General features: G+C 70.6%; 24 protein-coding genes and 1 riboswitch. Of the genes, 10 read left to right on the forward strand and 14 right to left on the reverse strand.

Annotated features, from left to right (window positions below):
* Positions 1–15: 15 nt before the first annotated feature.
* The 3 genes from tilS to dacB are packed head-to-tail and all read right to left on the reverse strand — an operon-like array spanning position 16 to position 3,448.
* Positions 16–948: a tRNA lysidine(34) synthetase TilS gene (tilS, locus tag E1P53_RS09045; RefSeq protein WP_131734532.1), complete on the reverse strand. Its 933-nt coding sequence runs from the start codon at positions 946–948 to the stop codon at positions 16–18.
* On the reverse strand, positions 945–2,057 hold the full coding sequence (locus tag E1P53_RS09050; RefSeq protein WP_181954823.1) for an Rv3626c family coenzyme F420 biosynthesis-associated protein: 1,113 nt from the start codon (positions 2,055–2,057) through the stop codon (positions 945–947). Before E1P53_RS09050 ends, tilS begins: the two co-directional genes overlap by 4 nt.
* Entirely contained in the window at positions 2,054–3,448 is a 1,395-nt protein-coding gene (gene dacB / locus E1P53_RS09055) for a D-alanyl-D-alanine carboxypeptidase/D-alanyl-D-alanine endopeptidase (protein ID WP_371830993.1), read from the reverse strand. Before dacB ends, E1P53_RS09050 begins: the two co-directional genes overlap by 4 nt.
* Positions 3,449–3,620: 172 nt before the next feature.
* Here dacB and E1P53_RS09060 point away from each other — a divergent pair, with 172 nt between their 5' ends.
* Complete coding sequence (locus tag E1P53_RS09060) at positions 3,621–4,133, forward strand: inorganic diphosphatase (RefSeq protein WP_006902290.1); 513 nt, start codon at positions 3,621–3,623, stop codon at positions 4,131–4,133.
* Positions 4,134–4,245: 112 nt separating this feature from the next.
* A complete protein-coding gene (alc, locus tag E1P53_RS09065; RefSeq protein ID WP_181954840.1) occupies positions 4,246–5,271 on the forward strand; it encodes an allantoicase in 1,026 nt (341 codons plus the stop codon).
* Between the two features lie 37 nt (positions 5,272–5,308).
* On the opposite strand, the gene E1P53_RS09070 is transcribed toward alc, so the two are convergent.
* Entirely contained in the window at positions 5,309–5,788 is a 480-nt protein-coding gene (locus tag E1P53_RS09070; RefSeq protein ID WP_210754810.1) for a hypothetical protein, read from the reverse strand.
* Entirely contained in the window at positions 5,785–7,155 is a 1,371-nt protein-coding gene (locus E1P53_RS09075) for an aminotransferase class V-fold PLP-dependent enzyme (protein WP_131734090.1), read from the reverse strand. The genes E1P53_RS09070 and E1P53_RS09075 overlap by 4 nt, the downstream gene beginning before the upstream one ends.
* Before the next feature lie 19 nt (positions 7,156–7,174).
* Positions 7,175–7,289: riboswitch (SAM riboswitch) on the reverse strand.
* A gap of 85 nt (positions 7,290–7,374) precedes the next feature.
* On the opposite strand from E1P53_RS09075, the gene E1P53_RS09080 reads away from it, so the two are divergent.
* Complete coding sequence (locus tag E1P53_RS09080; protein ID WP_006902294.1) at positions 7,375–8,475, forward strand: isochorismate synthase; 1,101 nt, start codon at positions 7,375–7,377, stop codon at positions 8,473–8,475.
* Between the two features lie 94 nt (positions 8,476–8,569).
* On the opposite strand, the gene E1P53_RS09085 is transcribed toward E1P53_RS09080, so the two are convergent.
* The 3 genes from E1P53_RS09085 to E1P53_RS09095 are packed head-to-tail and all read right to left on the reverse strand — an operon-like array spanning position 8,570 to position 10,769.
* Positions 8,570–9,787, reverse strand: a complete 1,218-nt coding sequence (locus tag E1P53_RS09085; RefSeq protein ID WP_371830994.1) for an O-succinylhomoserine sulfhydrylase — start codon at positions 9,785–9,787, stop codon at positions 8,570–8,572.
* The gene (locus E1P53_RS09090) at positions 9,784–10,197 is read right to left on the reverse strand and encodes a rhodanese-like domain-containing protein (RefSeq protein WP_006902296.1); all 414 of its coding nucleotides are present in this window, start codon (positions 10,195–10,197) and stop codon (positions 9,784–9,786) included. Before E1P53_RS09090 ends, E1P53_RS09085 begins: the two co-directional genes overlap by 4 nt.
* Entirely contained in the window at positions 10,194–10,769 is a 576-nt protein-coding gene (locus E1P53_RS09095; RefSeq protein ID WP_006902297.1) for an Rv0361 family membrane protein, read from the reverse strand. Before E1P53_RS09095 ends, E1P53_RS09090 begins: the two co-directional genes overlap by 4 nt.
* Before the next feature lie 238 nt (positions 10,770–11,007).
* On the opposite strand from E1P53_RS09095, the gene E1P53_RS09100 reads away from it, so the two are divergent.
* Positions 11,008–12,015 (forward strand): ABC transporter substrate-binding protein, encoded by a 1,008-nt coding sequence (locus E1P53_RS09100; protein WP_131734091.1) that lies wholly within the window; start codon positions 11,008–11,010, stop codon positions 12,013–12,015.
* A 195-nt stretch (positions 12,016–12,210) separates the two neighbouring features.
* Positions 12,211–13,608: an FAD-dependent oxidoreductase gene (locus E1P53_RS09105; RefSeq protein WP_006902299.1), complete on the forward strand. Its 1,398-nt coding sequence runs from the start codon at positions 12,211–12,213 to the stop codon at positions 13,606–13,608.
* Between the two features lie 99 nt (positions 13,609–13,707).
* Here the strand turns inward: E1P53_RS09105 and E1P53_RS09110 are convergent, their stop codons facing one another.
* Positions 13,708–14,214: a hypothetical protein gene (locus E1P53_RS09110; protein ID WP_006902300.1), complete on the reverse strand. Its 507-nt coding sequence runs from the start codon at positions 14,212–14,214 to the stop codon at positions 13,708–13,710.
* 177 nt (positions 14,215–14,391) lie between these two features.
* Between E1P53_RS09110 and E1P53_RS09115 the strand changes: the two genes are divergently transcribed.
* From E1P53_RS09115 to E1P53_RS09125, 3 genes are read left to right on the forward strand one after another with little or no spacing between them, the layout of a single operon-like run.
* Positions 14,392–15,435: a FecCD family ABC transporter permease gene (locus tag E1P53_RS09115; protein WP_006902301.1), complete on the forward strand. Its 1,044-nt coding sequence runs from the start codon at positions 14,392–14,394 to the stop codon at positions 15,433–15,435.
* Between the two features lie 20 nt (positions 15,436–15,455).
* A complete protein-coding gene (locus tag E1P53_RS09120) occupies positions 15,456–16,529 on the forward strand; it encodes a FecCD family ABC transporter permease (RefSeq protein WP_131734092.1) in 1,074 nt (357 codons plus the stop codon).
* Positions 16,526–17,356, forward strand: coding sequence for an ABC transporter ATP-binding protein (locus E1P53_RS09125; RefSeq protein ID WP_006902303.1), 831 nt, complete (start codon positions 16,526–16,528; stop codon positions 17,354–17,356). Before E1P53_RS09120 ends, E1P53_RS09125 begins: the two co-directional genes overlap by 4 nt.
* 12 nt (positions 17,357–17,368) lie before the next feature.
* On the opposite strand, the gene E1P53_RS09130 is transcribed toward E1P53_RS09125, so the two are convergent.
* Positions 17,369–18,832: a H(+)/Cl(-) exchange transporter ClcA gene (locus tag E1P53_RS09130; RefSeq protein WP_131734093.1), complete on the reverse strand. Its 1,464-nt coding sequence runs from the start codon at positions 18,830–18,832 to the stop codon at positions 17,369–17,371.
* Between the two features lie 59 nt (positions 18,833–18,891).
* Between E1P53_RS09130 and E1P53_RS09135 the strand changes: the two genes are divergently transcribed.
* Positions 18,892–19,878: an FUSC family protein gene (locus E1P53_RS09135; protein ID WP_165484412.1), complete on the forward strand. Its 987-nt coding sequence runs from the start codon at positions 18,892–18,894 to the stop codon at positions 19,876–19,878.
* Positions 19,879–19,888: 10 nt separating this feature from the next.
* On the opposite strand, the gene E1P53_RS09140 is transcribed toward E1P53_RS09135, so the two are convergent.
* From E1P53_RS09140 to E1P53_RS09155, 4 genes are all read right to left on the reverse strand, one after another.
* Positions 19,889–20,791: an LLM class flavin-dependent oxidoreductase gene (locus tag E1P53_RS09140; RefSeq protein WP_230825336.1), complete on the reverse strand. Its 903-nt coding sequence runs from the start codon at positions 20,789–20,791 to the stop codon at positions 19,889–19,891.
* 61 nt (positions 20,792–20,852) lie between these two features.
* Positions 20,853–21,332 (reverse strand): DUF456 domain-containing protein, encoded by a 480-nt coding sequence (locus E1P53_RS09145; protein ID WP_006902309.1) that lies wholly within the window; start codon positions 21,330–21,332, stop codon positions 20,853–20,855.
* Positions 21,333–21,347: 15 nt separating this feature from the next.
* Positions 21,348–23,042: a formate-dependent phosphoribosylglycinamide formyltransferase gene (gene purT, locus E1P53_RS09150; protein ID WP_131734095.1), complete on the reverse strand. Its 1,695-nt coding sequence runs from the start codon at positions 23,040–23,042 to the stop codon at positions 21,348–21,350.
* 71 nt (positions 23,043–23,113) lie between these two features.
* Positions 23,114–23,482 (reverse strand): UBP-type zinc finger domain-containing protein, encoded by a 369-nt coding sequence (locus tag E1P53_RS09155; protein ID WP_006902586.1) that lies wholly within the window; start codon positions 23,480–23,482, stop codon positions 23,114–23,116.
* A gap of 35 nt (positions 23,483–23,517) precedes the next feature.
* Between E1P53_RS09155 and E1P53_RS09160 the strand changes: the two genes are divergently transcribed.
* The gene (locus tag E1P53_RS09160; protein WP_131734096.1) at positions 23,518–25,110 is read left to right on the forward strand and encodes a Na+/H+ antiporter; all 1,593 of its coding nucleotides are present in this window, start codon (positions 23,518–23,520) and stop codon (positions 25,108–25,110) included.
* Positions 25,111–25,166: the final 56 nt, after the last annotated feature.

The raw sequence follows: 25,166 nt of genomic DNA on the forward strand, positions 1-25,166 counted from the left end.
TCTCGACGGTCCGTCTCACCTCTCGGTGAGGCGGACCGTCAGCGTTTGGCCGCTTCTCTCCACGACGCTCCGCACGTCCGGGTCGCCGCCGATCGCGACCTGCCCGGCGCCCGAACCGGTCACGAGCCGATCGACCGCAGCGATCACCCGCTGGGTCGGCTCGGTCGCCCCGACCTCGCGCAGCCAGAGGCGGACGACCCGGGTGCGGATCGCGGCGGGCACGTCGTCGAGCGCCACGCAATCCAGACCTTCAGGCCGGATCGCGACCTTCGCTGCGGCCTCCGCCCACCCGTCGAGCGCGTCGAGATCGTCCTGCAGCGCCGCGGCGGTCCGGCCGAGGGCGTCGACGACCCCGCCCTGCAGGACGTCGTCGAGCAGCGGGATCACCTCCGAGCGCAGCCGCACGCGGGTGAACCGAGGGTCCCGGTTGTGCGGGTCGTGATGCACCTCCAGCCCGAGTTCGGTGCACACGGCGAGGGTCCGCACCCGACGCACGCCGAGCAGCGGCCGCCCCCACGGCTCGCGCCACGGGCGCATCCCCGCGATCGACCGGGCGCCCGATCCGCGGGCCAGCCCCAGGAGAACGGTTTCGGCCTGGTCGTCGGCGGTGTGGCCGAGCAGCACTGGGCGACCTTCCCGCGCGGCGTCGAGGGCCTCGTAGCGGGCCGCGCGCGCGGCGGCCTCGAGTCCTCCGCGCGAACCGACCTCGACGGGCAACACTCGGGCCTGCGCACCGAGGCGCCGGGCGGCGTCGGCGGCGCGGGCCGCGACCGCCGCCGATCCACGCTGGAGCCCGTGGTCGACGACGAGGGCGGTGACGTCGAGTCCCGCCCGTACCGCGCACGCGGTCAGGGCGAGCGAATCGGGACCTCCGGAGAGTCCGACGCAGACCGGCGTCGCCGGACCGTCGAGGTGGGTGGCCGCGAAGTCCGCGACCGCCCGGGTCACAACACTCGTCGAATCCATGCCTGCGGGGTGTCGATCTCCTCCGGGAGCGGCATCGTCTCCGGCGAGGTCCACACGGTGTTGAACCGCTCCATGCCGACCGTCGACACCACCTCGTCGACGAAGGCCTTGCCCCGGATGTACTGCGCCAGTTTGGCGTCCATTCCGATGAGGGCCCGGATGATGCGCTGCACCGGTTTCTGGGGAGCCTTGCGCCGCTTGTCGAAGGCGGCGCGGATACCGACCACGGTGGGGACGTGTGCGGGGCCGACGGCGTCCATGACGTGATCGGCGTGGCCCTCGAGCAGGGTGCCCAGGACCATCATCCGCTGGAACGCCCGGTACTGCTCGGGGCTCTGCAGCATCTGCATCGCGCCCAGGATCCCCTTTTCCCGCGGCTCGTCGCTCTTGAGCGACTTGGTCAGCCGCGTGACGATCTCGGTCGTCGACTCCCCGGTCTCCGACGTCAGGACCGCGACGTTGTCCTGCATGTAATTGCGCAGCCAGGGATTGGCCGAGAACTGCACACGATGGGTCACCTCGTGCAGGCAGACCCACAGCCGGAAGTCCGACGGGACCACCCTGAGCTGGCGTTCGACGTTGATGATGTTCGGGGTCACCACCATCAGCACGCCCGGTTCGCCGGTTTCCGGATCCGGGGTGAAGGGGTCGTACTGACCGAGGATGGCGGTGGAGAGGAAGGCCAGCAGTCCCCCGGCCTGCACCCCGCCGAACTTCGCGGCCAGACCCGAGGCGACCGGAGCGGACGCGAGCTCCTCCGCGCCGAGCATCGACCGCATCGACGTGGCGGCCGCGTCGATCCAGCCCGGCCGGTCCAGGACGCGGGTGGTGGGAATGCGCAGGCCGTCGGCGAGGCCGGTCACCTCGCGGACGGGGGCCTCGGCGCGCGTCGCGGCGTCGGCGAGCTCGGCCTGCGCTGCGTCGTAGGTGTAGGCGGTGGTCTTGGGGCCCGGCCGGACGAAGCGCTTGGCGGTCGACGCCGCGAGCGACCAGTCGATCTGCGACCCGATGGAGAGTCGCTGCTCGGCCTTCTGGGCCTCGGCCTCGACCGTCCCCGCGAGGGGCGTGCTGTCGGTTCCTGGCATGGTCATCGGCACCCGCATTCTCTGAGTTCACCCACCACCGCGTCGAGGGCGGGTCGAGCATCGGCCGGCGAGGTGCCGCCCGACATCAGGGCGAACGACAGCACGCGGCCGTCGATCGTCTGCACTATGCCCGTCAACGAACTCACCCCGGTCAGTGTTCCGGTCTTCGCCCGCACCCACCCCGCGCCGGGGTTGGTGGCGACCGGGAAGCGGTCAGCGAGGGTGCCCGTGCCGGCGGCGATCGGCAGCCCCTCCAGCATCGGCCGCAGCTTCGGATTCGACGGCCCGGCCGCGGCGTTCATCACCGCGTCGAGCAGGTCGGGCGTGGTGCGGTTGGCGTAGGAGATCCCCGAGGCGTCGGCGAGCGTGGTGCCCGGCCACTGTTCGGGGAACGTCGACGACAGCACGTCCTCGATGGCGTCGACCCCGCCGGCCAGGGTCGCGGGCCCGCCGCGGTACACCGACAGCTCGATCGACAGCGCCTCGGCGAGGACGTTGTCGCTGTGACGCAGCATGTCGTTGACGCGCGTCACCAGCGGCGCGGACTCGACCTCGGCGATGACGCGATCACCCGCCGGAGCGGTCGCCTCGGTGACCGGGGCGTCCACGCCGAGAGCGGCCGCGAGGGCTTCGCCGGCCATGATCCCCGGCGTCGCCGAGCGCGGCGAGTACTCGTCCAGCGGATCGAGGCGGGCGCCGTCGACCATCAGCGACTCGATCGGGGCGATGTCGCCGCCGGCGATGTCGCGGCGGTCCCAGGTCTTGTCCATGGTCGGACCGGAGAACGCGCTGAGATCGACGGCGACCGAGGTGACCGGCACCCCGGACCGTTTGATCTGCTCGGCGAGGTCGGCGATGCGCGCGGGCTCGCTGTAGAAGGTGTCGCGGCCGGCCGGCTGGGCCGACAGCGTCGGGTCACCGGCGCCCTTGAGGATCACCTGGCCATCGGCACCGGCGACGACCGTCGTCGTCAGCCGCGCGTCGTGCGGCATCGCCTGCAGGACCGCCGCGGCCGAGAGCACCTTGTCGTTCGATGCCGGGATGCGCGGCCGGTCGGGATTGCGCGTCCACAGGACCTCGCCGGTCAGCGGATCGGAGATTTTACCGGTCAGCACGCCGAGCGCGGGATTGCGCACCGCGGCCGCGATCGCGCGCTGCACACCGGCGGGGGTCGGTGCGGGGGCGGTCGCCGCGACCGGGTCGATCTGCGGGTCGAACGCGACCGCCGGCGGCTGCGGCGGGATGCCCGGGGGGAGTTCGTCGTCGGAGTCCAGGCGCAGCGCCACGACGACGGCCGCGGTCGACGCCAGGGCCAGGACCACGACCGCGGCGATCGTCCACCAGAGGAGTCTGCGGCTCCGGGTCGGTCCCTCACCGGGTCTGGCGGATGCGCCCACGAAGCCTCCGGATCTCTCTAGCTGTGCCTACCGACTGCGACCACCGCGAACCCTCCGCGCACCCGAAACCCGGGGTGCGAAGTCCGAGGTCGTCGGACTAACAGTATCGTTGTTGCGGCGTGCGGCCGTCCCGGCCCGGCGCCCCACCCCGACCAGACTGCCAGGAGGAACAGTGGAATTCGATGTGACCATCGAGATCCCCAAAGGTGGCCGTAACAAGTACGAGGTCGACCACGAGACGGGCAAGGTCTACCTCGACCGCTACCTGTACACCTCGATGGGCTACCCGGCCGACTACGGCTACATCGACGGCACCCTCGGCGAGGACGGCGACCCGCTCGACGCGATGGTCCTGCTGCCCGAGTCCGTGTTCCCCGGCGTGATCGTCCGCGCCCGGATCGTCGGCATGTACACGATGACCGACGAGGCCGGCGGCGACGACAAGCTGCTGTGCGTGCCCGCCGGCGACGTGCGCTGGGATCACATCCAGGACATCACCGACGTCTCGGAGTACGAGCTGGGCCCGATCGCCCACTTCTTCGAGCACTACAAGGACCTCGAGCCGGGCAAGGAGGTCCAGCCCGGTGGTTGGGTCGGCCGCGAAGAGGCCGAGAAGGTCGCGAAGGCGGCCGTCGAGCGCCTCGAGAAGCACGCCGAAGAGGCCAACGAGCCCTCGCGCGGCTGAGGCCGAACGACTCACGACACGGACCGCCGGCGACCACTCGCCGGCGGTCCGCTCGTCTTCGCACGAAGTGCGCGAACCGGCCTCGCCGATAGGATCGGGTGTCGTGACCCCGATGCCGCCGCCGAACGCCCCAGGAACCCGCCCGCACTTCACCTCGATGCCCGACCTGGCGTTGCGAGACCTCGGCGGCGCGGTCGTCTGGACCAACGACGACCTGTTCGCGGAGGCGCAGAACCTCATCCAGACCCCGCCCGCGGAGTACCAACCGGCGACGTTCGGCCACAAGGGCCAGATCTACGACGGCTGGGAGACGCGTCGCCGACGCGAGCCGGGCGTCGACCAGGCGATCATCCGTCTCGGCGCCCCCGGCGTCATCTACGGCGTCGTCGTCGACACGTCGTGGTTCAAGGGCAACTACCCGCCCTTCGTCTCCGTCGAGGCGGCAGCGGTCGAGGGCATCGTCTCCGCCGAGGAACTCGCCCACGAGACCGAGTGGGTGACGATCGTCGAGAAGAGCCCGGTCGACGGCGACACCCGCAACCCGTTCAAGGTCGACGCGAAGAACCGCTTCACCCATGTCCGGCTGACGATGCACCCCGACGGCGGTGTCGCGCGTTTCCGCGTGCACGGCCGGGGCGTCCCCGATCCGCACTTCTTCCGTTACGGGCACTTCGATCTCGCCGCGCTGGAGAACGGCGGCCTGATCACGGCCTGCTCCAACATGTTCTACAGCTCGCCCAACAACCTGCTGATGCCCGGGCGCGCCCGCAACATGGGCGAGGGCTGGGAGACCTCACGTCGTCGCGATGACGGCAACGACTGGGTTCAGGTCCGTCTCGCCGGGCAGGCCCGGGTGAGCCTCGTCGAACTCGACACCAGCTACTTCATCGGCAATGCCCCGGGCGCGGCGATGGTGCGCGGCCGAGACGGCGACGGCGAGTGGTTCGAGGTGCTTCCCCGCACGCGGCTGCAGCCCGACACCCGCCACCGCTACGTCATCGACCTCGATCGGCCGATGACCGAGGCACGCGTGGACATCTACCCCGACGGCGGCATGGCCCGCCTGCGCCTCTACGGGCAACTGACCGACGAGGCGGAGAGGGAACTCATCGAACAATGGGAGCGCGGCGAGGCCTGAGGCCCCCTCCGCCCCGGGGTTCGTTCGCGACGTCCGACTACGCCACGCGGTGACGCACGTCCGCGAAGTGGGGCAGAACCTGTTCGCGGATGTGTCGCTCGGTGGCCGCCCCGTCGAGCGGGACGAGGATGACGGCATCGGCGACCTCGGCCGCGTAGACGTCGCGCAGCAACGTGATCAGGCCGTGCGTGGTGCCCACGTAGCGGATCGTCTCCGGCTCCCCGGGGGCGGCCTCGGCCACGGCGGCCCGCGCCGACGCCGCCGACGGCGCGATGGCGACCTCGATCTCGAGGGCCACCGTGAAACGCGCCTGATCGTGGGTGCCGGACCGCAGCAGCGACCGTGCACGCTGCGCCTCGCGGAGGGTCTCCCGCCGCACGACGATCGGGAAGGTCTGGGCGACCGCGTCACCGGCGACCGCGACTCGGAATCCGGGACGTCCGATGCTCACGGTGCCCTGCGGGACGTCGACCGCGGTGGCCGAGCCGATGCGCGTGGTGTCGAGTTCGATGGTCATGCCGGGTACCCCTCGTCGAGTGCTGGTCGGGACGTTGTCGTGGTGCGGGCGGCGTTGCCACACAGGGTCGTCAGCGCGTCGAGCAGGCGGTCGACGTCGTCGGAGGTCGTGCCCGCGCCGAAGCTGGCGCGCACCGTGCCCTCCGGGTGCCCGAGCCGCTTGAGCAGCGGGTGGGCGCAGAACTTGCCGTCGCGGACGCCGATTCCGTGCTCGCTGCTGAGGTATTCGGCGACGGCGCGCGGGGCGTGGCCGTCGACGGTGAACCCGGCGATGCCGACGCGGTCGGTGGAGTCGGAGAAGATCCGCAGCGGGCGGACGCCTTCGATCGCGGCCAGCCCGGCGTCGAGGCGTTCGCACAGCGCGGCCTCGTGATGGCCGATGTACTCCGGGCCGAGGTCGGCGAGGGCCTCGCACGCCTTGGCGATCGAGATGGCGCCCAGCACGTTCGGCGAACCGGCCTCGTGACGCGCTGCGCCGGAGTGCCAGGTGGTGCCCTCGTCACCGAGGTCGACGTCGGCGGTCGCTCCCCCGCCGGCGAGGTAGGGGTCGGCGGCGTCGAACCAGTCCGAGCGCCCGATGAGCACGCCGGCGCCGAACGGCGCGTAGGCCTTGTGCCCGGAGAACGCCAGGTAGTCGATGCCGTGGCTGACGATCGAGATCGGCCGGTGCGCGACGAGCTGCGCCGCGTCGACGAGGATGCGGGCGCCGTGGCGGTGGGCGATCGAGGCGAGCTTGCCGATCGGCAGCACCTCGCCGGTGACGTTCGAGGCCGCGGTGACCGCGAGCAGCGACGCCGGCTTCGAGGCCAGTTCGGCCTCGAGCACGACGAGCGTGTCCTCGATGGTGTCGCAGGCGGTCACGATCCGGGCGCGGCTGCGGCCCTCCTTCGGCGCGCACCACGGCAGCAGGTTGGCATGGTGCTCGATGTCGAGGACGACCACGTCGCCCGGGGTGATGTGGGCGGCGAGGTTGATCGCATCGGTGGTGTTGCGGGTGAAGACGACGGTGTCGTCGGCGCGGCCGCGGACGAAGGCGCGCACGGTCTCGCGGGCCGCCTCGTACCGGCGGGTGGTGACCTGCGACAGGCGGCCGGCGCCGCGATGAACGCTGGCGTACTCGCCGAGCGCGCCCGCCACGTCGGAGGCGACCGTTGCGAGCGCGGGCGCGCTCGCCGCGTAGTCGAGGTTGGCGTAGGCGACGGACCCGCCGGTGACCGGGACCCGGGTGTCGGCGCCGACGACCGGGGCCAGCGCCGGGATGAAGGGGCCTCGGTCGGCGACGGCCGAGGACCGGCCGTCGCAGACGGGGGCGGTGCCGAGAGCAGGACGAACGGACCGGGAAACAGGTGCCGAGAGAACAGCAGTCATCGGAAGAGAACTCCTCGAGAATCCACACTTGCCTCGCTCGGGTTCGAGCGCGGCCAGGTCGTCACCCGGAGCACCCCACCGTGGAGGAGGGTTGCCGACCAGCTAGCCGGGGCTTGTCGCTGGCACTCATGACCTGCGTCAAGATTCGCTGAAACCCCCGAGAGGTGTCAATTTGGAATCACCGTGATTCGAAGTTAGGGCAGGCTTACCTGTATCCTGGTGGTCGTGTCTTCGAACAGCGAGGTCTTTGTCCTGTCGCGCCCGCACGGCACGGTGCGCGGCGGGGGGATCGCCCGGACGTACACCGATGTCGACGAGGCCTCGGCCGCTCTACGCGCCGGCGAGATCCGATCCCTGACCGGCGCGATCCCGTTCGACGTCCGCGACCGCGCGGCGCTGGTCGCACCCGCCCGCCTCGCGTTCGACCCGTCTCCCCTGGCCGGAAGCGCTCCCCTGACGCGCCGCGCCATCTCCACGGTCCTGCACCCCGACGCCGACGAACACCGCGAACGCATCGCCCACGCGATCAAGCGCATCGTCGCCGGGGATGTGGAGAAGGTGGTGCTCGCGCGCAGCGTCGACCTGCTCCTGGATCAGAAGGTGCAGCCGCTCGAACTGCTCGACGCCCTCGCGGGTGGCAACGTCGAGCACAACGCGTTTGCCGTGGACCTCGACGCCGCGACGGGCTCCGGCTCGTGGTTGCTGGGCGCTAGTCCCGAGGTGTTGCTGCGGAAGTCGGGCTCGACCGTGCTCTGCCACCCGTATGCCGGCTCGGCGCCGCGGTCGGCGGACCCCGCCGAGGACGAGGCGACCGCGAAGCGGCTGGCGGCCTCTGCGAAGGATCTCGCCGAACACGCCTTCGTCGTCGACCATCTGCGCGAACGGCTGTCCCACCTGTGCGACGACGTCGACGCACCGTCGACCCCCCGGTTGCAGTCCACCGGCGAGGTCTGGCACCTGGCCACCCCGATCCGCGCCACGCTGCGCGATCCGTCGACCACCGCCCTGGACCTGGCTCTGCTGCTCGGGCCGACCCCCGCGGTCTGCGGGACCCCGAGCGACGTCGCGGGCCAGATCATCCGCGACGTCGAGGGCGAACGCGGCTTCTACGCGGGCTCGGTCGGCTGGTGCGACGCCGCGGGCGACGGCGAGTGGATGGTCGCCATCCGGTGCCTGGAGCTCGCCGGGGATCGACGCAACCTGCGCACCTGGGCCGGCGGCGGCATCGTCGAGGGCTCCGATCCCCAGGCCGAGCTGGACGAGACCGGCTTCAAGCTCCGTACGGTGCTCAACGCGCTGGGGATCGCCGAACTCCCCTGAAACAGCTCCACCACTCTTCCGTGAATCCGCCACCCGAGCGGGTGGCGGCTCTACGGAAAAGTGGTGGAGCCGCGGAGATCCGGTTGAACGGCGGTCAGCCCAGGGCCTGGTCGAGGTCGCCGAGCAGGTCGTCGATGCCCTCGAGCCCGACCGACAGCCGGACCACCGAATCGCTCAGGCCGATGGCCGCACGGCCCTCCGGCCCCATCGCGCGGTGGGTGGTGGTCGCGGGGTGTGTGATGAGCGACTTCGAGTCGCCGAGGTTGTTCGAGATGTCGATGACGCGCAGCCCGTTGAGCACCTCGAAGGCGCGCTTCTTGCCGTCGACCCCGTCGCGGTCGTTGAGTTCGAAGGTCACCACGGTGCCGCCGCCGGACATCTGGCTCGTGGCCAGCTCGTACTGCGGATGCGACTTCAGGAACGGGTACTTGACCCAGCGGACGCGCGGATCGGCTTCGAGGAACTCCGCGATGCGCAGAGCCGAGGAGACCGACGCGTCGACGCGCAGGCGCAGCGTCTCGAGTCCCTTGACCAGCGTCCAGGCGTTGAACGGGCTGAGCGCCGGACCGGTGTGGCGCATCAGCTGCTGCACCGGGCCGTCGATGTACTCCTTGGTGCCGAGCACGGCGCCGCCCATGACGCGACCCTGGCCGTCGATGTGCTTGGTGCCCGAGTAGACGATGACGTCGGCGCCGAGGTCGAGTCCGCGCTGCAGCAGCGGCGTGGCGAAGACGTTGTCCAGCACCACCTTCGCGCCCGCGGCGTGGGCGAGCTCGGACACCTTGCGGACGTCGACGAGGGTCTGCAGCGGATTCGACGGGGTCTCGAAGAACACCGCGGTGGCGGGCTTGGACAGCGCCCGCTCCCACTGCTCGAGGTCCTCGCCGTCGACGAACTCTGTCTCCACACCCCAGCGGGGCAGGATCTCGTTGCACACGACGAAGCACGAACCGAAGAGGCTGCGGGCGGCGACGAGACGGTCACCGGCCTTGAGGAGAGCGCCGAGTGCCACGAAGACCGCGGCCATGCCGCTGGCGGTCGCGAAGCACGCCTCGGCGCCCTCGATCTGCCGCAGGCGCTCCTGGAACATGTGCACGGTCGGGTTGCCGTAGCGGGAGTAGACGAACCGCTCGTCCTCGCCGGTGAAGGCACGCTCGGCCGCCTCCGCCGAGTCGTAGACGTAGCCGCTGGTCAGATACAGCGCCTCGGCCGTCTCGTAGAAACCGGAACGGGCCAGGCCGCCGCGCACCGCGATGGTGTCGGCGGAGACGCCCTCCGGCAGTTCGCGGCCCACGGGCACGTCGATACTCACGATTGCCTCCACGGCAGGTTCTCGGCGCGCCATCCGGTCGCGCCACGATGGTCGTTCTCGTCGAGGGCGCCCTCGAATCCGTCGAGCACGTTGTAGGCCTTCTTGATGCCGTCGGCGGTCGCCGCCTCGGCGGCGCCCATCGAACGGTGGCCCGAACGACAGATGAAGATGACCTCGGTGTCGTCGGTGACACCGGCGGCGCGGACCTCGGCGAGGAAGTCGGGATTGGGCAGCCCGTCGGGGTAGGTCGTCCACTCGGCGAAAACGGTCCGCTTGCCGAGGATCTCGAGATCCGGGACGCCCACGAACGCCCATTCCGCCCGGGTGCGACAGTCCACCAGGACCGCGTCGGGGTTGTTCTCGAGCTTCTCCCACGCCTCACGCGGGGTCAGGTCGCCGGCATAGGTCATGAGGTGCACACCTTCCATTCGCCGTTCTCGCGGACCACGATCGTGTCGTCGACATGCTTGTCGTCGGACGACTTCTCATAGTGCCAATGAACCTTTGCGGTCGCCCGGTCCCCGTCGACCACCAGGTCGGTGATCTCGGGGATCTCGATGGGACCGTTCTTCTCCGTGACCGCCTTGTTGTCCTCCACGAACCGCTCGCGGGTCGGGAAGTCCGGCTTGGCGAGATCCGCGGCGCAGGTGCTGTCGCGGTACTCGTCGTAGTCGGCCGCGTTCATCGCGGTGTAGAGGTCGTTGATCGCGTACTGGACGCGCGCGTCGTCGCTGACGCGGTCCTCTGCGGGCCGCGAGATGTTGGACAGCACGATGCCGAGCACGAACAGCGCGACGACTCCGGCCGCGACGTAGAACGGCCAGGCGTTCTTCCAGTTGGGCGGGCCGCTGTCGTCGACGAGGGCGGCGTTCACGTCCTCGTCCGACGAGTCGGACGCAGGCCGCCCGGACGGCGCGCCCTTGGACGCGCCGTTCTTCCCGCCGCGCCTGCCGTCGGGGCTGCCGCCTGCAGTTTTGGCCATGGCGCGCAGTGTATCGCCAGGCCAGGTGTGATCTCCGTCCGGCTTCTGCCGGCACATCGACACCGTCCGGCTCCTGCCGGCACATCGACACCGTCCGGCTCCTGCCGGCACATCGACACCGTCCGGCTCCTGCCGCCACATCGACACCGTCCGGCTTTGCGGAGCGCAGGCGGCCCTCCCCCCCCTGCCGCTGGATCCGTATCATGAACACGAACTGCTGTCGACGGCGAGGATGCCCATGCGCCTGCACACACATCAGCTGTTCGGATTCCTTTCGGCCATCATCGCGGCGACGATCATCGTCACGTCGTGCTCGGCGCCGGATGAGTCCGTAGGCGACGCCGCGCGGGTTCCCGCACCGGAGCCGGGCGCCTTCCCGGTCACCGTGCAGCAGGCCTATGCGCCCGCGGTCGTCGACCGCGCCCCGACCCGGATCGCCGCGATGGGCGTCGGGGACGGGGACACGCTCCTGGCCCTCGGCGTCATCCCGACGACGATCGCGCCGTTCGCCGATCCGGACCAGGCGAAGGCGCCGTGGAATGCCGAGCTCATCGGCGACACGTCGCCGGTGGTGCTGTCCAACGTGTCCTCGGCGTTCGGCGACGAGATCCCCAAGGCGCTGGCCACGAATCCGGACCTCGTCACCGCGGTCGGCGCCGATCCGACCCGCGACCAGTTCGACCTGCTCGCCAAGACCGCGCCGACGATCCTGCGCCCCGCCCAGTACCAGCCGTGGCGGGTGCCGTGGGACGCCCAGACGATCCAGATCGGCACCGCGATCGGACAACCGGACGCGGCGCGACGCAAGGTCGAGGAGACCGAGGCCTTCCTCGCCGGCGTCCGGGAACGGAACCCTGTTCTCGCCGGCAAGACGGCCGTGGTGGTGACCGGCGGCGTGTCGGTGTACGGACCCGGGGACGGGCGGGCACAGGCCGTGGCCGGATACGGCCTGCGCTTCCCGCCGGCACTGGAGGACGTGATCACCAGCGGCTTCTACGGGGAACTTCCTGCCGAGAGCCTCGATCGGCTCGACGCCGCGGACCTGGTGATAGCGGTCGACTGGGAGGGCGCCAACGACAGGTTGCGGGCCAACCAGGCGTTCTCGCGACTGCAGGTCGCACGGACGGGCCGCGTGGTGTACCTGCCGCAGGACGTCGGGACCGCGATGTCGGTGCCGACTGTGCTGACCATCCCGTGGGTCGCGGACCGGGCCGTGGGACCGATCGTCGAGGCCGCCTCGCGCTGAACCGTGCCCGCCGGCCGCGAGGGCGCCCATGTCATCACGGGTGACCTCGAAAAGTGAGGATTACCTCACAGGCAATTTTGGTCGGGGACACCTAACGCCTACCGTAGAAGAGATAGGCCACACCCAAGCGTGCCGACTTGCGAATCCGTCGGGTTTCGTGTCTGCGCGCGCCGAGCAACGGAAGACACCTACTCCATGAGCGACAACAGCCGCCCGCTTCGGGTTGCGATCGTCGGTGCCGGTCCCGCCGGGATCTACGCCGCCGACGCGTTGATGAAGTCCGACACCGCGAAGGATCGCGGCGTCAGCATCGACCTCTTCGAGCGCATGCCGGCTCCGTTCGGACTGATCCGTTACGGCGTGGCGCCCGACCATCCGCGCATCAAGGGCATCATCACCGCGCTGCACAAGGTCCTCGACAAGCCGCAGGTCCGCCTGCTCGGCAACGTCGACTACGGCACCGACATCACGCTGGCCGACCTGAAGAAGCACTACGACGCCGTCATCTTCTCCACCGGCGCCACCGATGACCGCTCGCTCGACATCCCCGGCATCGACCTCGAGGGCAGCTACGGCGCCGCGCAGTTCGTCGCCTGGTACGACGGCCATCCCGACTTCCCGCGCACGTGGCCGCTCGACGCGGAGAAGGTCGCCGTCATCGGCGTCGGCAACGTCGCGCTCGACGTCGCCCGCGTGCTCGCCAAGACCGGCGACGAGCTGCTGCCGACGGAGATCCCGGACAACGTCTACCAGGGCCTGAAGGCCAACAAGGCCGTCGAGGTGCACGTCTTCGGACGCCGCGGCCCCGCCCAGGCGAAGTTCACCCCGCTCGAGCTCAAGGAGCTCGACCACTCGCCGAACATCGAGGTCATCGTCAACCCCGAGGACATCGAGTACGACGAGGGTTCGGCCGTCGCCCGCCGCGGCTCGAAGATCACCGACCAGGTCGCGACGATCATCGAGAACTACGCGATCCGCGAGCCCAAGCAGGGTGCGATCCACAAGCTGTTCCTGCACTTCTTCGAGAGCCCGGTCGAGATCCTCGGCGAGAACGGCAAGGTCGTGGGCCTGCGCACCGAGCGCACCGAGCTCGACGGCACCGGCAACGTGAAACCGACCGGCAAGTTCACCGACTGGGAGGTCGGCGCGGTCTACCGTGCGGTCGGCTATCTGTCGGACAACCTGCCCGAGATCCCCTTCGACGCCCAGGCCGGCGTCATCCCGAACGAGGCCGGGCGGGTCTTCGACGAGGGTGAGCAGCTGATCGGCATCTACACCACCGGCTGGATCAAGCGCGGCCCGGTCGGCCTCATCGGCCACACCAAGGGCGACGCCAACGAGACGGTCGACTGCATCCTCAAGGACATGGAGGCCGGCAAGCTCAACGAGCCGGCTGAGCCGGGCGAGGACGCCGTCGTCGAGCTGCTCGAGTCCAAGAACATCCCCTACACCACCTGGGACGGCTGGTACCGACTCGACGAGCACGAGCGCGCCCTGGGTGCCGCGGAGGGTCGCGAGCGCATCAAGGTCGTCGAGCGCGAGGACATGCTCGCCGCGTCCGAGCCGCACAAGGTCGCCCGCCCGTCCGCCTAGCGGTCGACGCGACCCCACGAACACGAAGAGGGCGACCGGTTTCGACCGGTCGCCCTCTTTCTGTCCTTCGGTGGTGCTGCTTGCGCCGCTACCGTGCCGTCAGCGGCCCGGGATGGCGGGGCTGCCGGCGACGTTGACGCCGCCACCGGTGGACGAGCCGCCCGCCGATCCGGTGCTGGGCGAGAACCGGTTGAACGGGTTCTCGATGCGCCGCAGGTTCCACCAGAAGCCTGCGTTGTCGGTCAGGTTCTCGGCGTAGTCGGAGATCGTGTACCCGGAGATCGACGACGGGAAGCAACCGAACCAGGTGGTCCGGATCTCCAGGAACTGGCCCCTCTTGAGGGTCTTGGCGAACTTCCGCGCGCCGTTGATCTCCTGCAGCGTCACGTTCGGGAAATCGGCGCCGTACGCGGTGACGCGGATGTGCCGGGTCATGCTCCACGCGTTCTTCCACTCCGTGCCTGCAGCACCGAACTGGCAGGCGACGTTGCCGGTCAGCCGGAGGTTGGGGACTTCGGCCTGCGCCGGAGCCGTGCCCACCAGCGACCCAGCTGCCACGCCTGCGGCGACCAGCACCCCGACCACGGTTCGCTTGAACGATTTCATCGATCCTCCTTGTGTGAAGCACTGACGTCATGCGGTCTATCGACCCGTACCGAGCGCAGTGTTACCGCCCACACTGGCCAGGCTGCCCCGGTCGGGCGCTTTCGTTATGCGAAATTGATGTCGACAGGCCGGGTGCCGCCTCCACGACGACCAAGCAGGTAGGTAAGGTTTACCTTCGTGCGTCGCCCCATCCGTGTCCTCGGTATCCCCGTGCTGATCGCGGTCCTCGCGGCGCTGGTCATCGCCTCGGTCATGTTCGGGACCCGGCCGGTCCCGCTCGGCGAGGTGTGGACGAGCTTCGCGGGCGGCGTCGCCGAGATCTGGACAGCGATGCTCGACCTGCGGATGCCCCGCATCGACAAGGACTCCGACGCGTCCGGGATCGTGTGGGACCTGCGGGTTCCGCGCACGCTCCTGGGGCTGTCCGTAGGCCTGGCGGTCGGCGCCGCGGGGGCCATCACCCAGGGGCACACCCGTAACCCGATCGCCGATCCCGGCATCCTCGGGGTCAACGCGGGCGCGGCCTGCGCGGTCGTGAGCGGCATCTTCCTCTTCGGCATCACCAGCCCGGTCGCCTTCATGGTCTTCGGCCTCCTCGGCGCGATCATCGCGGCGACGGTCGTCTTCGGCCTGTCGGCGTTGAGCGGATCGAGCCCGCTCACCCTGGTTCTCGCCGGCACCGGCCTCACCGCGATGCTCACCGCCGTCACGTCGTCGATCGTGCTCGTCGACACCAACTCGCTCGACCAATGGCGGTTCTGGAGCGTCGGTTCGACGGCCGGACGCGGCCTCGACGTCTTCTGGGCGAGCCTGCCGTTCATCGCCGTCGGCCTGGTCCTGGCGCTGGCCGGCGGCTTCTTCCTCAACGTCCTGAGCCTGGGCGACGACATGACCAAGGCGCTCGGCTCGCGGGTCGCGCTCATCCGGGGGCTCGGCATCCTGACGATCACCCTGCTCGTCGGCGCCGCCACCGCGGCCTGCGGCCCCATCGTGTTCCTCGGCCTGGTCGTCCCGCACGTCGCCCGCGCCGTCGTCGGCGCCGACTACCGGTGGATCATCCCCTACTCGGCACTGCTCGGGGCGATCCTCCTCATCGGCTGCGACATCCTCGGCCGGGTGGTTGCTCGTCCCGGCGAGATCCAGGTGGGCGTGATGCTGGCGATCGTGGGCGCGCCGTTCCTGATCGCGTTGGTCCGCCGTCGGCGATTGGCGTCGGTGTGAGCGCGTCCGAGAGCCCGATCATGGCACCGCACCCCGGCGGCTACCGCATCGCGGTCGGTCCCGCGTCCTTCGTCGTCCGTCCGCGCATGCTCGTCGTCACGCTCGCGGCCGCGGCCCTCGCGGTCGTGCTCTTCCTCACCGGGGTCGGCGTCAGCGACTACCCGCTCACCCCGGTCGACGTCGCGCGCATCCTGCTCGGCGGCGGCACCCGCGTGGAGAACGTGGTGGTCTTCGACGTCGCGCTGCCCCGCGCACTCGTCGGCCTCCTGGTCGGCATCGGGCTGGGCATGTCGGGTTCACTCACCCAGCTGATCTCCCAGAATCCCCTGGCCACCCCCGACATGCTGGGCATCACGGCCGGCGCGAGCGCGGCAGCGGTCTCGGCGATCGCCTTCTCGACCACCGGTTGGGGCGCCTGGCTCGGCGATCTGGGCGTCCCGGCGTCGGCGATGCTGGGCGGAGTGCTGACCGCTGCGGTCATGTACGTCCTCGCCTGGCCGGGCCGCGCGGCCAACCACGGCATCAACCCGTTCCGTCTGGTGCTGATCGGCGTGGGCATGACGTGGATGCTGCAGGCGATCACCAACTTCCTGCTCACCCGCGCCGACATCCGCGACGTCGGCCGGGCACAGGTGTGGCTGGTCGGCTCCGTTGCCAACGTCGGGTGGTCGAACGTGTGGCCCGTGGTGGGCGGGGTCGCGGTCGGCGTCGTCGTGGTGATCGTCCTGTCCCGGCAGATCGGGATGCTCGGCCTCGGTCCCGACCTCGCGCGGGGCCTGGGCGTCCGCACCGGTGCGGTGTCGACGACGCTGCTGCTGACGGCGGTCCTCGTCAGCGCGCTGTGCGTGTCGGCGGCCGGCCCCATCGCCTTCGTCGCCCTGCTCGCACCGCAGATCGCCCTGCGCCTGGCCGGCACCGCCGTGCCCACCCCGCTGCTGTCCGGCCTGATCGGCGCGTCGCTGGTCCTCGGCGGAGACCTGTTGTGCCGCACCGTGTTGCCCGGCGGTCTTCCCGTCGGGATCGTGACCGCGGCGATCGGCGGACCGTTCCTCATCTACCTGATGATCATGATGTCCCGGAAGGCGACCGTATGACCTCGTCCCCCACCGAAGCCGCCGGCACACGGACCGCGCGCCTGCGCGGCGTCGGCCTGACCGTCGGCTATGACCAGCGCGTGGTGATCGACGACCTCGACATCGAGATCCCCGACGGCGAGGTCACCACCATCATCGGCTCCAACGGGTGCGGCAAGTCGACGCTCCTGCGGTGCCTGGCCCGACTCCTGCCGCCCAGGGCCGGCACCGTGTATCTCGACGGCGAGGACATCACGCAGATCCGTCCGAGGCAGGTGGCCCGGACGCTGGCGATCCTGCCGCAGAACCCGATCGCCCCGGAGGGCCTGACCGTCGCGGACCTCGTCGCCCGCGGACGCCACCCGCATCAGCGCTGGTACCAGCAGGCCACCGCCGACGACGAGGCCGCGATCGCCGAGGCGATGGCGATGACCGACACCCTCGAACTCGCCGACCGCACGCTCGACGCGCTCTCGGGCGGCCAGCGGCAGCGGGTGTGGATCGCGCTGACCCTCGCCCAGGGCACCGACCTCATCCTGCTCGACGAGCCGACCACCTACCTCGACCTCGCGCACTCCATCGACGTCCTCGACCTCGTCCGCAGGTTGCGCGACGACCACGGCAAGACCGTCGTGATGGTCTTGCACGATCTCAATCTCGCCGCCCGCTACAGCGATTCGCTGGTCGTCATGAAGGATGGCGCGATCGTCATGTCCGGCTCGCCGTCGAAGGTCATCGGCCCCGAACTCCTCGACGAGGCGTTCGGGTTGCGCGCGCACGTGATGACCGACCCGGTGTCGGGCGGACCGCTCATCGTCCCCCTCGACGCGCACACGCGGGGTCGGTGAGACGACCACGTCTCAGGGGGTCGAGTCGCCGTCGTGCGAATCCTTCTCGTCCGAATCCCTCTCGTCCGCGTTCTTTTCTCCCGGCCCCTTCGCCCCCGGCGCCTTCTCACCCGGGTCCTGCTCCCCGGAACCCTTCGGCCCGGAACCCTTCGGCCCGGGATCGTTCTCCGACGCCTTCTTGCGCGCGGCGTCGTCGGCGAGCATCAACTCCCGCAGCGAGTCGTAGACCGGCGGCGTGCCCGACAGCTGGGCCACGAGCACCGCGGCCGCGGTCGCGGCCAGCATGGGTATGACCACGGCCGTCGTCGCGCTCATCTCCATGACCACCACCATGCCGGTCAGCGGCGCCCGAACCACCGCGCCGAACAGCGCGGCCATGCCGGTGAGGATCAACGCGTCACGCAGGGTCGGATCCGTCTGCGGCAGGAACACTTCGAACCCCGCCGCGAACAACACGCCCCACAGGGCACCGAGTGCGAGCATCGGCGCGAACAGACCGCCCGGAGTGCCCGCCGCATATGACAAGGGCCCGGCGAAGAAGCGCACGACCAGCAGCAGGACGACGATCGGAAGAACGACCGAACCGTCGAAGATGCTCTGCGCCAGTCCCTCCCCGCCGCCGGCGGCACCCGAGTCGATGACCATCAGGGCGCCGATGAACCCGCCGATGATCGCGGCCTTCGCGATCCGGGGTATGTGGGTGAATCGTCGCACCAGCGCGATGGCGCCGAGGACGGTCCGGCCGTAGGCGATGCCGATCACCCCGCTGATGAGCCCGAACACCACGAAGACCGGCAGCAGGGTGATGGACGGTGACTCGACCGCCTCGACGATGAAATCCGGCCGGTCGCCGAGGATGACGCGCGCGACCGCCACGGCGACGGCCACCGCGAACACGGTGGGGATCACCAGTCGCATCCGGAACGTCTTGGCGACCTCTTCGAGCGCGAACAGCGCACCGGCCAGCGGAGCGGTGAACGCGACGGCCAGTCCCGCGCCGCTGAGGGCGGTCTGCATGACGCGGGCGTCGTGGTCGTCGAGGTGGACCCGCCGCGCGGTCCCCGACCCGACCACGGCGCCCATGTGGACGGTCGGCCCCTCGCGGCCGAGGATGAGGCCCGACCCGATCGCGACCAGACCGCCGAAGAACCGGGCCGGGATCACGCGGAGCGGTGCAGGTCCGGTCTCCCCGCGGTCGACCGCCTCGACGTGCTGGATTCCGCTACCGGCCGACACCGGCACGAGTTTCGCGACGAATGCACCGATTGCCGCCCCGGTGGCCGTCACCGCAACGGGAACGAACCAGCCCGGGATTCCGAGTCCGAGTGACCAGTCGAGCATCTCCAGGCGCCAGCGCGTGAGGTGGTCGAGGCACCAGCGGAAGGCCCCGCCCAGGACACCGGTCACGCACCCCGCGACAACCGCCAGGACGCAGAGCCGGATGAGCCCGTTGTCTCCGGTCTTCGGTGAGGTCACAGATGAAAACTACCGTGCCCGTCCCGCTCCAGGATGAGTGCACACCGGAAGGAGTGGCTGTGGCACGAAACCGTCCACCGCTACGCCGCCTCACGTGGCCGGGCAACGAACTCATCGGATCCGCCGGACGCTTCGCACTGTGCATCTGCGTCGCCTACGTCGCCTGCTTCTCCATGCCGGTCGGCCATCCGTACTGGGTCCCGCTGACCGTCGCCATGGTGATGAAACCCGATCTCGGGTCGATCTTCTCCCGGGCGGTCAACCGCTGCATCGGAACGATCCTCGGCGCGCTCGGTGTGACCATGCTCGGCGTCGTCATCGACCGCCCGATCGAGATCGCCTGCGCGCTGGGTGTCTTCGCCGCTCGTATGCCGTGGGCGATGGGGCGCTCCTACCTCTACCAGACGCTCTTCCTCACCCCGGTCATCCTGTTCACGCTCGATCTGGTGCGCACCCACGACACGTCGGTCCTCGATCTCGCGGCCGAACGCATGATCAACACGGGCGTCGGCGCGCTCGTCGTCGTCGTGCTCGGTTACCTCCCGTGGCCGTCGGCGCGCCACGCGCGGATCGGACCGATCTTCGTCGCGGTGCTCGGGTCGCTGGCCGGCTATGCCCGCGACGTCGCGGCGCAGGCGCCCGAGGAGACCGTCTCCGCACGGCGACTGCAGACCTACCACCAGTTGTCGGATGCCCGGGTGACGCTGCAGCGTGCACTCTCCGAGCCTCCGCCCGCGGGCGCCGAGTCGTGGGCGTGGATTCCGGTGATGGCGACGGCGGAGAGCATCGCCGACGCGATCACCGCCGCCTCGGCCATGCCGCTGGATTCCACGGCGGCGGGGCGCCTTTCGGAGCTCGCCAGGGAACTCGAGGAACTGGGTCGTGGGGAATCCACGCGAGCCGGCGACGGTGAACGCCGTCAGCACGCCCCCACGGATCCGTCGTCCCTGTCGGACGATCCCGCGGTGAACCGACTCGACGACGCCATCCGGCACCTGCGTTCGACGCTGCGCCCCGCCGAGGCCGAGGAGTCGCCGGCCCGGTAGGCGGCAGGAATCAGGTGAACTCCGCCGCGACGTCCGCGGCCCGCCGGAGCTGCTCGAGATCGGTGCTCGTCGGGATGAGATGCACCTCGTCGGTGCCGATGTCGGCGAATCGGCGCAGGACCTCGGCCAGTTCGGAGTCGGTGCCCGCCCACCCGGTCGTCGGCGCGATGGCGTCGACGAACTCCGACGGAATCCAGTTCATGTAGTGGTGCAGGTGGCGGGTGACCTGGGCGCGCGGGGCGTCGCCCTCCCCGATGGCGAACCAGAACGACGTCGCGAGATGTGGTGCCTCGCGGCCCGCCTCGGCCCACGCCGACCGCGCGACGTCGAACAGCTCCGACTGCTTGCGCAGGTCGAGATCGAGGGTGACACCGGCGACGCCGTCCGCCCACCGCGCGGCGCTGCGGATCGTCTTGGGCCCGGTGGTCCCGATGTGCAGCGACGGTCCGCCGTCCCGGAACGGCGGGGGTCCCACGGGGAGCACCGATTCGGTGAGTTTCTCCCCCGCCCACACCCGTTTCATGGTCTCGGCCCGCTCGGCGAGTTGCCGCATGGTCTGCGTCGACGGATCGGCGCCCACCGCGTGGTAGTCCTCATGGCGCCCGCCGACGCCGAGCGCCACCGTCAAGCGCCCCTGCGACAACAGGTCTCCGGTCGCGAGCGACTTCGCCAGCATCACCGGATCGTGGAGCTGCGGCACGACGACGGTCATCACCAGCGGCACCCGCCGCGTCCACGCGGCCAGCGCGCCCAGGAAGGTCAGGCACTCGGGGTTGTCGAACGCGATGCGCTCACCCCAGCACAGGGAGCTGAACGGGCCGTCGTCGATGGTGGTGGCCCAAGCGTGGAGCGTCTCGGCGTCGAGGCCGGGCTCCATCACGGGCATCGTCATCCCGATGCGCACGGCCGCCATTCTCGCACGAGATCGGATGCGGTGAAGCCACTTTCGCGCAGATCTGCCGAACGCGGCGGTCTCACCAGGCGAAGGCGCCGCCGATCCAGATCGCGGTCGCGACGAGGGCAAAGAGCAACTCGATGCCGATGGTCTTCACCGCCGCCCTGAGAGCCGCGACCGCACCACGCCATGCCTGCCCGGCGCTCTGGGTGCGCACGAGCTCTGCGGCAAGGGCGCCCACGACGAAACCGAGCAGCAGGCCGATGACGGGTACCACGAAGAAGCCGACGATGCCGACGAGCCCGCCGACCATCACCGTCCGGTTGGGGATCCCGTCCGACCGCAGCGATCGGCCCGCCACGAGGTACTTGACGACCTCGCCGACAGCCAGCGCCAGCAGTGCGACCGCGAACACCGACCATGCCCAGCCCCCGACCACCAGCGCCCACACGAACAGGGCGACCGCGATGAGCAGCGTCCCGGGCAGGACGGGGACGACGATTCCGATCAGGCCGACGAGAACGACGGCCGCGACGAGCAGCTCCCCCCAGAACGGCACCGGCGCCGGTGCCCGTCAGCCGTCGGAGCCGGGCGCGCCGGCTCCGGACGCATCGGATGTCCCGGCGTCGGGGTCCGCGGACTTGGTGAGGGAGGTCATGACCGGAGCAGGACGCGCCGGGGCCGCGGGTCGGGGCGGGGGCGGCACGCCGGGTCCCGGACGGGGACCGGGCGCAGCGGGCCCGCCCATCGGGCCGCCGGCAGGGCGAGGCCCGGGGGCCGGGCGCGGGCCGGGCGGGGGCGGCGGCACGGGACGCCCGGGCGGGGGCGGCGGCACGGGACGCCCGGGCGGGGGCGGCGGCACGGGACGCCCGGGCGGGGGCATCGCCGGACCGCCGACGGGCGGCGGACCCGCCGGAGCACCGGGCAGGGGTCCGGGTCGACGCGGCGGCGCGGGCGGCGGGGGCAGGACCGTCGCCTTGCGGACCGCCGGGCGGCCGGACACCGGCGTCACCAGCGAGGCGGCGCGCACCGCACGCTCGCGGGCGGTGGGCACGTCGTCGGCGGTCGCCGTGACCACGCCCATCCGTCGACGATGGAAGCTCTCGGGCTTGCCGAACAGGCGGATGTCGGTCTCGGGCACCGCGAGTGCCGCGGCCACGTTCTCGAAGCCGATCGCCTTCTCGTCGAGCTGTCCGTAGATGACCGCGGATGCGCCGGGCGAGGCCAGCGTGACGTCGACGGGCAAACCGAGAATGGCACGGGCGTGCATCTCGAACTCGGACAAGCGCTGCGTCGCCATCGTGACCAGCCCGGTGTCGTGCGGTCGCGGACTGACTTCGGAGAAGTAGACGTCGTCACCCTTGACGAACAACTCCACACCGAAGATGCCTCGCCCGGCGAGGTTTCCGTCGCCGAGGGCGGTGGCGATGCGGGCCGCGATCGAGGTCGCGGCGGCATGCGCGTCGGGACTCATCTCGTGCGGCTGCCAGCTCTCCACATAGTCGCCGTTGACCTGACGATGACCGATGGGCGCACAGAAGTGCGACGTCAACCGGCCGGTTCGGGGGTCGACCGCTCGGACGGTGAGAAGCGTTATCTCGTAGTCGAATTCGATGAAGCCCTCGACGATGACGCGCGTACCCTGCACGCGGCCGCCGGTGTTCGCGGTCTCCCAGGCGGCGGCGACGTCCTCGGGGCCGCGCACCACCGACTGACCCTTGCCCGACGACGACATGACCGGCTTGACCACGCACGGGAACCCGATCTGACGGGCCGCGACGGTCAGCTCCTCGAGAGAGTCGGCGAACAGGTAGGGCGAGGTGGGCAGGCCCAGCTCCTCGTCGGCGAGGCGCCGGATGCCCTCGCGGTTCATCGTCGCGACCACCGCGCTCGCGGTCGGGATGACCTCCGCGATACCGCGTTCGGCGACCTCGACCAGGGCCTCGGTGGCGATGGCCTCGATCTCGGGGACCACGTAGGCGGGCTGGTGCTTGTCGATGACGGCCAGCAACGCCTCGCGGTCGGTCATGTCGATGACCTCGGCATGGTGGGCGACCTGCTGGCCGGGAGCGTCCGCGTAGCGGTCGACGGCGATGACCTCGACGCCGAGCCGTTGGAAGGCGATGACGACCTCTTTGCCGAGTTCGCCCGCACCGAGGACCATCACCTTCGTCGCGGTCGGGCTCAGCGGCGTACCGATGATGTCCGGCGGGCCGATCGTCGGCGCCGGCTGATCTGCGCTGGTCACGCTCTCGCTGTTCGACGTCATTCCCAAATCCTACTTGTCGTCAGTGCACGTTCTTGCATGCCTCGCACGCGGCCGCCGGCGGTGTCGGCGCATCAACCGACCACGTGGTGGACGTAGCACCAGCGCCAGCTCTCGCCGGGTTCGGCCGAGCGCATCACCGGGTGCCCGGACTCGTGGAAATGGGCGGTCGCGTGCCGCCGGGGGCTGGAGTCGCAGCAGCCGATGTACCCGCAGTCCAGGCACATCCGCAGGTGCGCCCAGTTGCGTTCGCCCAGCGCCGTGCAGCCCTCGCAGCAGAGCCGGTCGCCGTGCGGACCCGGCAGCGGCCGGGCGTCGAGCGGGAACGAGGCGAGCTCGGGGCATCGTGCGCCCGCATCGGTCGTCGGTTGCCCGGTCGTCGGGGTTCGCGACGACCTGCGCCCGAGCCCGGTCACCCTGCGGAAGAGCTGCACGTCGACCATTATCAACCGGTTCTCCGGCGATTACAGTCGCACGGATGAGTGCATCGCTCCTGATCGTCGCAGTGGTCGCGATCGCGGTGTCCGCGCTGTGCCGCCGGTACGGCCTGTCCTCGCCCCTCGTGCTGGTCACCGTCGGCCTGGCGATGGGGTGGATTCCCGGGCTGCCCACGCCCGAGCTGGAACCCGAGCTCGTGCTCTACCTGATCCTGCCGCCGCTGTTGTACTCGGCCGCTCAGGAGAGCTCCTACCAGGCGATCCGCGACCGCTGGCGCGGCATCGCGACGCTCGCGGTCGCGTTGCCGCTGGTGACGACGGCCGTGGTCGGCTATGTCGCGTATCTGACCGTCCCCGGTCTCACGCTGCCGGCCGCGCTCGTCCTCGGCGCGGTCGTCGCGCCTCCGGATGCGGTGTCGGCGCAGGCCATCGGCCGCCGTCTCGGACTGCCGCGCCCGGTGATGACCCTGCTCGGCGGCGAGAGCCTGCTCAACGACGCGACGTCGCTGACCGCCTACCGGATCGCGCTGGGCGCGGCGGTCGGCGTCACCTCGTCGCTCGGGGAGGGACTCCTGACCTTCGCGGTCGCCGCGCTCGGCGGTCTGGTGATCGGCCTGGTGGTCGGAGCAATCGTGTCCCGGGTCCGCGTCTGGCTGACCGATCCGCCGATGGAGACCGCCATCGGGATGCTCGTCCCCTTCGTGACCTACTTCGTCGCCGAGATACTCGACGCCTCCGGCGTCATCGCCGTGGTGACGGCCGGGTTGTTCCTGGGACATCGTTCGGTGCGCCTGGGCTACGCGACACGCCTTCAGGACGAGGCGGTGCGCAAGTCGATCGACGTCCTTCTCGAGGCCTTCGTCTTCCTGCTGATCGGCGTGCAGATGCCGTTCATCATCTCCGGCGTCGAGAGCGAGTCGTGGGGCCATGTCGCGATCGACGCGGCGGCGGTCCTCGCCGCGACCATCCTTGTGCGCATCGTGTGGATGTACCCGGTGGCGTACCTGCCCCGCATGTTCCTGCCCAGGGTCCGGCGCACCGAGCCGGCGCCCTCCGCGGCGGCGGTGTTCGTGGTCTCGTGGGCCGGGATGCGCGGCGTGGTCTCCCTGGCCGCCGCCTTCGCCATCCCGCTCACCACCGACTCCGGAGATCCGTTCCCGGCCCGCGCCGAGATCCTGTTCCTGACGTTCGTGGTCGTGATCGGCACCCTGCTCATCCAGGGCACGACGCTGCCCTGGGTGATCCGCACGCTGGGGGTCACCGGCGACGACGAGGTGCAGGACAGGCTCGCCTATGCCGCCGCCCAGGAGCGGGCGTCTCGGGAGGCCGAACGTCGACTCGACGAGATGGCCGAAGCGTGGGCCGACGACGATCCGATGCGTTCACAGGTCGCCCTGATGCGCAAGTGGATCGCCTCGCAGCGCAACGTGGCGTGGGAGGAGCTCGGCCGCGGACCCGACGCCATCGGCGAGAGCCCGACCGCGCGGGCCGCCCGTATCCGGACCGAGCTCCTGCAGGTCCAGCGTGCGGTGTTCATCGAGGAGCGCGACGCCGGCCGCATCGACGACGAGGTGCTCCGCACGGCGTTGCGGCGCCTCGACTTCGCCGAGGGGCAGGGTGACCGTGAGGCGTGATCGGCCTCATCCGCCCGAACGATGGCGGGGAGTTCTGCCCATGGTGCAGGCGACGA

It is taken from the genome of Gordonia paraffinivorans (genome assembly GCF_900683595.1).
GTDB classification, from domain to species: domain Bacteria; phylum Actinomycetota; class Actinomycetes; order Mycobacteriales; family Mycobacteriaceae; genus Gordonia; species Gordonia paraffinivorans.

Bases quoted from the DNA above. Each gene is read 5' to 3' on its own strand.
- E1P53_RS09140 (WP_230825336.1), bottom strand. From the start codon at position 20,791: ATGGCGGCCGTGCGCATCGGGATGACGATGCCCGTGATGGAGCCCGGC.
- E1P53_RS09160 (WP_131734096.1), top strand. From the start codon at position 23,518: ATGAGTGCATCGCTCCTGATCGTCGCAGTGGTCGCGATCGCGGTGTCC.
- E1P53_RS09090 (WP_006902296.1), bottom strand. From the start codon at position 10,197: ATGACCTATGCCGGCGACCTGACCCCGCGTGAGGCGTGGGAGAAGCTC.
- E1P53_RS09110 (WP_006902300.1), bottom strand. From the start codon at position 14,214: ATGAAATCGTTCAAGCGAACCGTGGTCGGGGTGCTGGTCGCCGCAGGC.
- E1P53_RS09075 (WP_131734090.1), bottom strand. From the start codon at position 7,155: ATGACTGCTGTTCTCTCGGCACCTGTTTCCCGGTCCGTTCGTCCTGCT.
- E1P53_RS09125 (WP_006902303.1), top strand. From the start codon at position 16,526: ATGACCTCGTCCCCCACCGAAGCCGCCGGCACACGGACCGCGCGCCTG.
- E1P53_RS09050 (WP_181954823.1), bottom strand. From the start codon at position 2,057: ATGACCATGCCAGGAACCGACAGCACGCCCCTCGCGGGGACGGTCGAG.
- E1P53_RS09105 (WP_006902299.1), top strand. From the start codon at position 12,211: ATGAGCGACAACAGCCGCCCGCTTCGGGTTGCGATCGTCGGTGCCGGT.
- E1P53_RS09100 (WP_131734091.1), top strand. From the start codon at position 11,008: ATGCGCCTGCACACACATCAGCTGTTCGGATTCCTTTCGGCCATCATC.
- E1P53_RS09095 (WP_006902297.1), bottom strand. From the start codon at position 10,769: ATGGCCAAAACTGCAGGCGGCAGCCCCGACGGCAGGCGCGGCGGGAAG.
- alc (WP_181954840.1), top strand. From the start codon at position 4,246: ATGCCGCCGCCGAACGCCCCAGGAACCCGCCCGCACTTCACCTCGATG.
- purT (WP_131734095.1), bottom strand. From the start codon at position 23,042: ATGACGTCGAACAGCGAGAGCGTGACCAGCGCAGATCAGCCGGCGCCG.
- E1P53_RS09155 (WP_006902586.1), bottom strand. From the start codon at position 23,482: ATGGTCGACGTGCAGCTCTTCCGCAGGGTGACCGGGCTCGGGCGCAGG.
- E1P53_RS09070 (WP_210754810.1), bottom strand. From the start codon at position 5,788: ATGACCATCGAACTCGACACCACGCGCATCGGCTCGGCCACCGCGGTC.
- E1P53_RS09120 (WP_131734092.1), top strand. From the start codon at position 15,456: ATGGCACCGCACCCCGGCGGCTACCGCATCGCGGTCGGTCCCGCGTCC.